This window comes from Salmonella sp. SJTUF15591 (assembly GCF_043356435.1).
Classification (GTDB): domain Bacteria; phylum Pseudomonadota; class Gammaproteobacteria; order Enterobacterales; family Enterobacteriaceae; genus Salmonella; species Salmonella enterica.
The window spans coordinates 1-9206 of record NZ_JBEUJO010000024.1 but is presented as its reverse complement, the minus strand read 5'-3'; the positions used below and the strand labels follow the sequence as shown (position 1 = coordinate 9206).

Genomic DNA, 9206 nt, shown 5'->3' with positions numbered 1-9206 from the left:
GATGCTGCTGGCGTATCAGTTCCGTGGCTGCTTGGTGAGGATGTCGGAGAGAAAGACGGACTTAAACCTGACGAACAGCGCCTGCTTGAGCTCTATCGCCAGTTACCGGAAGAAGAGCAACAGAACATGTTGCGGATTGTCTCGCTGCGCCTGAAGGAACTTGACGAGCTGTACGCGAAGTACATGGGGCGGCGGATTAAGGGCGATACGGAGTAATACGCTACAGACCTACAGGAAGTACGGTTAGCCTGAGGTATTCGGGTGCTGATGGGCTGAAGAGCCGTTTGGTTAAGGATAAGCTGTGCACGTTATTTTTTTAAAGTTTTCCAGCACCAATGTTTAGTGTTTATTTCTAGGGAAAGTATGTTTTGCAAAATAACTATCTGCAAGTTACAGCCTATACTAGACGCATGAATGACGGTATGACTCAGCCGTTTCTTTGCACGTGCCAAGATGGGCTGGCTTACATAGTTAAGGGCAGGCCAAAACTCCGGCAAAAAGAGCTTGTAGCAGAATTTATTTCTGCACACCTAGCCAGACAGATAGGTCTACCTTGCCCTGATTTTTGCATTGTAGATGTTGGCCAAGAGATTATCGAATTCATGCCTGATTTGCGCGGCGAGCTTTCACCAGGCCCAGCATTTGCCACCCGCTTTGTTGAAAATGCCTCAACCATTAACATTCAACAAGCCCGCAGTGCTGTAAACATACAGGATCAAAAGAAAATATTCTTCTTTGACCGCTGGATAAACAATGCTGACAGGTCTTTGACTGACATCGGTGGCAATGTAAATATAATTTTCGATGCTGTTAATAATAGGTATTACCTGATTGACCATAATCTGGCATTCGCACAGGATACAACTGATGATGAGTATGATGTCCATGTGTATTCTGCAAACGGAAGAAAGTGGGTGTTCGACATACTTGATAAACCCGAACTGATGGATCTCGCTAGTGGTGCTATTGGTTCAGTTGAGGAGAAGTTTAATCAGGTTCCTGATGAGTGGTTTTCATCCGATGAAGAACGCGAACTGATGTTGAATGAGATAATGAACTGCCTGAACAGAGTAAGCGACAGAGAATTTTGGAGTAACATCAAATGACCACACCATGCCTATACAGCATTATTAGATATGCGCCATATGCAGAAACCGAAGAGTTTGCCAACGTCGGTGTGGTTCTTTGTGCTCCGAAGTTAGGGCAGTTTCACTTTCAACTGACTCAAGGCAACAACGCTAGAGTAAAAAATTTTTTTCAGGACGAGATAATTTTTCCTCATGCGAAAGATGCAATTGCAAGAGAGTTAAAGTTTGCTCAAGAACAAAGTTATAAATTCACCACCCCTGAGAAATTAGCAAACTTTTTCAATTACTTAATTGGTAAAAAGGAATCAATCATTCATTTTAGCCCAGCGAGAGTTGTGATGTCTGATTGCCCTCAGGAAATTACAGCCACCCTTTTTAATAAGTTTGTAAATCATTCAGAAGTAACAAAAGAATCTCGTGAGGCCATCCTAACGAGAGAACTTAAGCATCGCTTCTCTCATTACAGTGATCTTAAGAATGCGTTTAAAAAAGAGACGCTTGGCGGAGAGTTGACGCGATTCTCTTTACCATTTGTCGCTCGTCAAGAGGGAGAGATTTTATGTGCAATCAAACCCCTGGCGTTCACACAGGACAAACCGGAAAAAATGATGGAGCACTGTGACTCTTGGACAGCAAAAATTTTACGCGCCGCCAGTGAGAAAATTTTATCTATCTCTAATGTGTTATTTACGATAGATGCACCTTACCAGCCAAGCGCTCTTGAGGTAAAAGCGATGCGTGAAATTCGTAACACATTCGACGAGAAAGGTATCCATCACATAGAGCATAGAGATGAAGCATCAATAGTAAAGTTTGCCAGACAAGCAATTTAACCCGGCCTTCGCGCCGGGTTTTTTATTGCCCTTTCCGCACCATAGCAGCCGCATCCCGCAATACACCTTTGTGAATGACGTTTCCCACTGCCCTGCGCTTAGCCTCTAGGCTATCCACAATCGCATCGCGGCTGATCACTACGCCGTCGATTATCAATTCGACCACTGCGCCGCCAATCTCACCCGCAATGAATGCCGCACGGTCTTCTTCCAGCTCATCGCGTTCCATAACCACCTCTTACTGATGTTTTTTTAATCATATACATATTGAGCTGCTAAACATAGTTCAAAAATGAACATGCTTGTTGTACAGCTTTGCTTTACACTTTAATTCCGTATAAGTTGACTAAGAAGTAAAATGATGCTTTACTTATTCCATAGCAACAACGAACCACCCAGGCAGGACGCCCACGAAGTAGCCGTCCGGGGCATACGAAGACCGGAATGAGGTGGAAAAGTTAACGCGCAGAAGGTGATAAACGTTCCGCTGGCCGGCGATAAGGCAAACGAGGGTGAGAATGATTGATTTCGCACGTAAACCAGCTCGACAGCAGGCCGTCCCGCTCAACCGGATTGAGGTTTTAATCCGCCGCCTCTGCTACCTGCTGGCGCAGAAAGGAGATCCGGATGCATAACCAAAAGACATGCGCTTACCACCTGTGTGGAAAGACGATTGAGCAAGGCAAAGAAGTAAAAAACGAGCTGACGCTGATTCGCGGCGCGCAGCTGACACATGAAGAGCGCGATTACTGCTCTGTACGTTGTGCCTCATACGACCAGATGGCGCACGAAAGTTAACGTAAAAGCCGCGCAAGGCGGCCCATACGTCCGGTGACACCGACCAAAGTTCCACCGGAAAACTACACAAAAAACCAAAGTTCACCCAATGGGCGCTATCTCTGGCCCGGGGATCTTACATCTAAAAAAGAGGATCTCACATGGAATTTTTCTATGTAGTAAAAGCTACGCAGAAATCCGGAAAGCAAGATGCGACGGTCTGGTTCACTGCAAAATCAGAAGCGCGCGCCAACCTTATGCTGGATGTCGTTCTGGAAGATGCTGAAATTGAAACCGGCCGCGGTAAGGATTATGCAAGGCCGATCCGCACCAATTTTCCGGTAGTCAACGAGCTGCCGCCGGAAGGCGAACTGAGCCTCACTTTCTGCGATTACTATCAACTCGCTAAAGACAATATGACCTGGACGCAAATCCCCGGCGTCACCCTGCCATCATCTGAAGCCGCCGCCGCGGCGCGCCAGCATATCGTCGACGGTGTTGATACCGAAACAGGCGAAGTGCTGGAAGACCACAACGAAAATTTTGGTAACGAAAGCAACAGCCCTTCCCCGGCAAAAGCCCCAGCCCCCGAGCTGACTGTTGTCGCAACTATGCCCCTCCGTCACCGCGTTCTTGCTCAGCACATAGGTGAAGGTGAGTATCTTTATCACGTCGACGCCTCCCAGAAAAAAGAAATTCTACGTCTCGAAATGGACACCGATAATTCATATGTCCAGAACCTGATACTCGCCGCAGAAAATGTAGAGCCGTTCAAAAAAGCTATCGAGCACGATATTCACAAAGCAGTGAATGCGTATAAACAGGTATTTCCTGTCGATGGAAAAGTGCCTGAGTTATGCACCACTATTAAGTTTTTTAAGGAATGGTTCAGTGCTGAACACATTAACCGCGGCCTGCTGGTTAAGGAATGGGCTGAACGCCTGAAGAATAAACCTGCACCCGTTAAAAAAACCGGGCCACATAAAGTAATTGTCGACGACGTAAATAAGCCAGAACGTCCACGCCGTAGCGAAAAACCGACACACAGAACGATTAACTATGAGCTCGCCTGTGGTTTCTGTGAGGAGCTGGATCTGAATAACCTGCGTCCTGCAATGGATTTTGCAAAACGTATCATCGCCGAAGACCGGGAAGACTGGAAGCGAATGTCGATGACAGTGGGCATTATCCCCGACATCAAAGGCTACGACCGACAGACCATTATTGACCTGGTACGCAAAGCGCCAAAGGCCGTACATAACGGTAATCCTGATCTTCGCCGGACGTGGTGCGAAAGCTTTCTTGCCGTTCATGGTGTTCGCGATCCGGACTGGTACGAATATGCGCCTGATAACACCCCAACAACCCATGAAGAAAATGCAGCAAGGCTTCGTCAGGCGGGTAAATGTCTGCGGGATATTGAGGCAGGGAGATTTCAGTGTGATGAAGAAAAACCACAACCGGCAGGCGAACTGGCAGATGAACCAGCAACGCCTGAAGCAGTGGAACAGGACACAACTGAACATCATCCGGACCCGCAGCCGCTGGAGAATGAGCCACCTGTAAGCCAGACAGAAGCAGGCTACCAGAAAATACGGGCAGAACTGTACGAAGCACGTAAAAACATTCCACCCAAAAGCCCGGTTGATGTTGGTAAACAACTGGCAGCCGCACGCGGTGAATACGTCGAGGGCATCAGCGACCCGAACGACCCAAAATGGGTGAAAACCGAGACAAGCCAGCCGACCACCGAACCTGAACTGGTTAAAAATGTTGGCAACGGTATTTTCGACGTGTCCGCTTTAATGCAGAACTCATCAACTCATGGCACAGAAACGAATCCGGAGACCACCAGCAATGTGCAGGTTCAAGAAGCTGACAGTGATGAAAAACAGGCTGGTGATGCGGTGCAGGCAGGCGAAGGCGATCTGGGTACTGGTAAAGAAGCAGTTACCGTAGAGAACCAGAATCAGGCTGAGACGCACCAGAACAACGATTCTGTGAGCCAATCTGAACCTGAGGCGCAACAAAACGTACCAGAATCGCAACAAGAAGAGCCAGAAGCAGCCTGGCCGGAATACTTCGAGCCGGGCCGCTATGAAGGTGTACCAAACGAGTTTTACCACGCCGCCAACGGGATCAGCTCAACTCAGGTGAAAGATGCTCGCGTGTCGCTGATGTACTTTAACGCGCGTCACGTAGAGAAGACTATCGTCAAAGAGCGCTCTCCAGTGCTTGATATGGGCAACCTGGTACATGTTCTGGCTCTACAGCCGGAAAACCTCGAAGCGGAGTTCAGCGTAGAGCCGGAGATCCCTGAGGGTGCTTTCACCACCACCGCCACCGTGCGCGAGTTCATCGACGCGCACAACGCCAGCCTGCCAGCGCTGCTGAGTGCTGACGATATCAAAGCGCTGCTGGAAGAGTACAACGCCACCCTGCCGTCGCAGATGCCGCTTGGAGCTTCGGTAGATGAAACCTATGCATCGTATGAGCAGCTTCCCGAAGAATTCCAGCGCATTGAAAACGGCACCAAACATACAGCCACGGCGATGAAAGCCTGCATCAAAGAGTACAACGCCACCCTGCCCGCGCCGGTTAAAACCAGCGGCAGCCGTGACGCGCTGCTGGAGCAACTGGCAATAATCAACCCTGACCTGGTCGCTCAGGAAGCGCAAAAATCGTCGCCGTTGAAAGTCTCTGGCACGAAGGCCGATCTGATTCTGGCCGTGAAATCAGTCAACCCGGCAGCGGTATTCGCCGACGAATTGCTGGATGCGTGGCGGGAGAACACCGAAGGGAAAGTGCTGGTCACCCGCCAACAGCTCAGTACCGCGCTGAACATTCAGAAAGCCCTGCTGGAGCACCCGACCGCCGGCAAATTGCTGACTCACCCAAACCGCGCTGTCGAGGTGAGCTATTTTGGGATTGATGAGGAAACCGGGTTGGAAGTTCGGGTACGCCCTGACCTTGAGCTCGATATGGGCGGCCTGCGCATTGGCGCCGACCTGAAAACTATCAGCATGTGGAACATCAAGCAGGAAGGACTGCGTGCGAAGTTGCACCGTGAAATCATCGATCGGGACTATCACCTGAGCGCGGCCATGTACTGCGAAACTGCGGCGCTGGACCAGTTTTTCTGGATTTTCGTCAACAAAGACGAGAACTACCACTGGGTCGCCATCATTGAGGCGTCTACCGAGTTGCTGGAACTTGGCATGCTGGAATACCGCAAAACAATGCGAGCGATAGCAAACGGCTTCGACACTGGTGAATGGCCAGCGCCTATCACAGAAGACTACACCGACGAACTGAACGATTTTGATATGCGCCGCCTTGAAGCGTTGCGTGTACAGGCATAAGGGGAAAATCATGGAAAACACAAATATTGTTACCACTGAGCAGCAGGCACCAAACACCATTTCTGCCAGTAACGCAATTTTTAACGTTCAGGCACTGGGTCAGTTAACAGCTTTCGCTAACCTGATGGCAGACTCACAGGTGACGGTACCGGCACACCTTGCAGGGAAACCAGCCGACTGTATGGCAATCGTCATGCAGGCTATGCAATGGGGTATGAATCCTTACGCTGTGGCGCAGAAAACACACCTGGTTAACGGTGTTCTTGGTTACGAGGCACAACTGGTCAACGCAGTAATCGCAAGCTCCAGTGCCATTCATGGCCGTTTTCATTACCGCTATGGGGGTGACTGGGAGCGCTGCACCAGGACACAGGAAATCACACGCGATAAAAACGGTAAAAATGGGAAGTACACCGTCACTGAGCGCGTTCGTGGCTGGACAGATGAGGACGAGATCGGCCTGTTCGTTCAGGTTGGTGCCATTCTGCGAGGTGAATCTGAAATCACCTGGGGAGAACCTCTTTACCTCTCCGGCGTTGTTACCCGCAACTCTCCGCTATGGGTTTCAAACCCTAAACAGCAAATTGCCTATCTGGGCGTTAAATATTGGGCTCGCCTGTACTGCCCGGAAGTGATCCTCGGCGTGTACAGCCCTGATGAGGTTGAGCAACGAGAAGAACGAGAGATTAACCCTGTTCCAGCCCAGCGCATGAGCGTACAGGAAATCACCAGCGAGGTTAGCACCACGACCAGCGCGCAGGAGTCGGCAACTAACGTTGATGCTGTTGCCGACGATCTTCGCGAACGCATTGATACAGCAAGTTCCGTTGATCAGGCCAAAGCAATCCGTGCGGATATCGAATCACAGAAAGCGTTGCTGGGCACTGCGCTGTTCACCGAATTGAAAAACAAAGCAGTGAAGCGCTATTACCAGGTCGATGCACAGAACAAAGTCGAGGCAGTGATCAACTCAATTCCAAACCCTGGCGAACCGGAAGCCGCAGAGATGTTTGCTAAAGCTGAAAGTACGCTTGGCGCTGCTAAACGTCATCTTGGCGACGAACTGCACGATAAGTACCGCATCACCCTGGACGATATGAAACCGGAATACATCGGCTAATTGCATCGGGAGGGGTTACGCCCTCCCGCCTGAGGAGGCTTTATGCGCCTTATAAATCGCAGTAAGCAATCGCCATTGGGCCGTCGCGCATGTGATGTTGCACTGGCAGCGCATCATGAGAAGTTCGGCGATTACGGCAGACAAAAGCACGTTACCAATTACACCGTTGTAGTGGATGGCGTAAAGGTGCCTGTTGAAGTAGTTAACCGGGCCACCAGCTACGTAGCCACCGCAATGATCGGCGTCCGGAAACTTAGAAATCTGCCAGCACAGGCAAACTGAATATTAGCGATGGCCCGCTGCGGGGCCACTGGAGAAAACGATGAGCAAAAAAATTAGAGACTTTGAATTGATGAGCACCAGCGAAATTTGCTGTCAGCTAAGGATTTCTTCCAGGACGCTGGATCGTTACCGAAAACGACCAAGCGACAACAACCCATTCCCGGAACCAGACTGTTCATATATGGGTGGCTCCAACAAATGGCTTAAAACTAAAGTCACCGCTTGGCAGATTAAAGAGATGTCACGATCAACCCGTAAGCCGATGTCTCACCTGAATCTAACCCGTGATGATAAAGGCCGTCTCACCCGACCTGACGCGGCGTGAACTCCAGAATGTCGGGCTCGACGATGCTCATAAGTCGGGCCCACCACTTACCATATGCCACTCTCATTTCCTCAACATAGGTGTGCTTGTCGTACACCGACCACACACCTGGCAGTTTGTGCCCGAGCATTATCTCGGCGATATGAGGCTCGGTTAGCTCTGAGAAATTCGTTCGCGCAGTTCTGCGTAGGTCATGAATAGTAAAGTGTGGGACCTGCTCGTTATAAGCCTTCAGCATGAACTTAACCAGGTTACTACTGATGCTCATGTGAAAGCCTTCGCTCATCGGTTTGTCTTCGTATTTTGAAAAAACAAAGCGTCCAGGCGCCAGCTCAATGGCCCGTTTTATCAGCGGGAGCATTTCCGGAATGATAGGTCGAATTATTGGTTTTTTTGTCTTCCGCCCTGTCTTGTGGTTTTCCCATGGAACAGTCCAGATCCCTTCTTCAAAATCAAAATGTGCGACTTCAGCCTGCCGGAGTTCGCCGACCCTGCACGCCCATATAAGTGACAATTTATAGAGGATCTTGTTGCGCTCAATGAGGCGGGAATCCTCAATGGCTCGCCAGACTATCGCCAGCTCTTTGCGGTCCAGGGTTCGCTCGCCCATTTGTTTCTGGATGCCGAAATCACGGCCAGACATTTCGGATAGCGGGTTAACCTCGAGCAGTTGCCGTTTTACCGCCCAAGAATAACACTGCCGCCCGTTGCTGATTACGCGCCTGGTGATCTCACTGTATGCCTGAGCCAATCTGTCCAGGACGGTGAGCCAGTTGTGCAGCGTGAGCTGATGTGCAGGGTATTTCCCTAGCTTGGGGAAAACGTGCAATTCGAATGTACGTAAAATCTGCCCTGCCGTTTCTTTCTGAACGCACACCATTGAATGCCATTCGCGAAACAGCTCTTCGAAGGTGTACTGGCTGTTAATCTTGGCTTTGTCGAGGCTTTGCCTGATCCGTGGGTTTTCGCCACGGGCAAGAATGGCGGCCCACTTAGCGACTTCATCGCGCGCGGCTTTTAACCCGAACTCCGGATAGCTGCCGATCGTCATCTTGTCCTGTTTGCCCAGGAAGCGGAATCGGTAGAAAAAAGTAACAGCCCCCTTTTTGGAGATACGTACCCACAGACCATCACGGTCTGCCTTTTCTTCAACTTTGTCTCGTTCGCGCCCAAGGCACGACTTTAGATAACTATCTGAAATAGCCATGATTTGTCCCTGCGTGTGTCCATCAGAACGGGAGGTAATGTGTCCATCATAGGATATGGACGCGCTGGTGGACACAAAAACCATGACTTATGATGTCGTAGGTTTACTGTGCATGCAAACAGTATTGTTTTTGGGAAAGCTGATTTTATGGGGATCTTGAGGCGTTTTTGTCGGAGGTTTGCGGGGGCTGGCGTGCTATCAATTATCGATGT

General features: G+C 49.9%; 9 protein-coding genes and 2 pseudogenes. 9 read left to right on the top strand and 2 right to left on the bottom strand.

Annotated features, from left to right (window positions below; genetic code table 11):
• The 3 genes and pseudogenes from ABVM99_RS24220 to ABVM99_RS24210 form a co-directional block, all read left to right on the top strand.
• Positions 1–216: pseudogene (locus tag ABVM99_RS24220) on the top strand (transcriptional regulator); the annotation flags it as partial.
• A gap of 152 nt (positions 217–368) precedes the next feature.
• Positions 369–1106 (top strand): HipA family kinase, encoded by a 738-nt coding sequence (locus tag ABVM99_RS24215; RefSeq protein WP_130525692.1) that lies wholly within the window; start codon positions 369–371, stop codon positions 1104–1106.
• Positions 1103–1921: a DUF3037 domain-containing protein gene (locus ABVM99_RS24210; RefSeq protein WP_023137791.1), complete on the top strand. Its 819-nt coding sequence runs from the start codon at positions 1103–1105 to the stop codon at positions 1919–1921. The genes ABVM99_RS24215 and ABVM99_RS24210 overlap by 4 nt, the downstream gene beginning before the upstream one ends.
• A gap of 22 nt (positions 1922–1943) precedes the next feature.
• Here the strand turns inward: ABVM99_RS24210 and ABVM99_RS24205 are convergent, their stop codons facing one another.
• Positions 1944–2150, bottom strand: coding sequence for a hypothetical protein (locus tag ABVM99_RS24205; RefSeq protein WP_115395961.1), 207 nt, complete (start codon positions 2148–2150; stop codon positions 1944–1946).
• Between the two features lie 250 nt (positions 2151–2400).
• On the opposite strand from ABVM99_RS24205, the pseudogene ABVM99_RS24200 reads away from it, so the two are divergent.
• The 6 genes and pseudogenes from ABVM99_RS24200 to xis all read left to right on the top strand — a co-directional run.
• Positions 2401–2556: pseudogene (locus tag ABVM99_RS24200) on the top strand (hypothetical protein); the annotation flags it as partial.
• Positions 2549–2719, top strand: a complete 171-nt coding sequence (locus ABVM99_RS24195; RefSeq protein WP_000551857.1) for a YdaE family protein — start codon at positions 2549–2551, stop codon at positions 2717–2719. The pseudogene ABVM99_RS24200 and the gene ABVM99_RS24195, both read left to right, overlap by 8 nt.
• A gap of 140 nt (positions 2720–2859) precedes the next feature.
• Entirely contained in the window at positions 2860–6060 is a 3201-nt protein-coding gene (locus ABVM99_RS24190; protein WP_393927456.1) for a RecE family exodeoxyribonuclease, read from the top strand.
• Entirely contained in the window at positions 6023–7180 is a 1158-nt protein-coding gene (locus ABVM99_RS24185; RefSeq protein WP_393927458.1) for a RecT family recombinase, read from the top strand. The genes ABVM99_RS24190 and ABVM99_RS24185 overlap by 38 nt, the downstream gene beginning before the upstream one ends.
• Positions 7181–7222: 42 nt before the next feature.
• A complete protein-coding gene (locus ABVM99_RS24180) occupies positions 7223–7462 on the top strand; it encodes a DUF4060 family protein (protein ID WP_001237031.1) in 240 nt (79 codons plus the stop codon).
• 40 nt (positions 7463–7502) lie between these two features.
• Complete coding sequence (gene xis / locus ABVM99_RS24175) at positions 7503–7787, top strand: excisionase Xis (protein WP_016062825.1); 285 nt, start codon at positions 7503–7505, stop codon at positions 7785–7787.
• Here the strand turns inward: xis and ABVM99_RS24170 are convergent.
• Positions 7765–8994 (bottom strand): site-specific integrase, encoded by a 1230-nt coding sequence (locus tag ABVM99_RS24170; protein WP_016062824.1) that lies wholly within the window; start codon positions 8992–8994, stop codon positions 7765–7767. The two genes, xis and ABVM99_RS24170, sit on opposite strands and share 23 nt — an antisense overlap.
• Between the last annotated feature and the right edge of the window lie 212 nt (positions 8995–9206).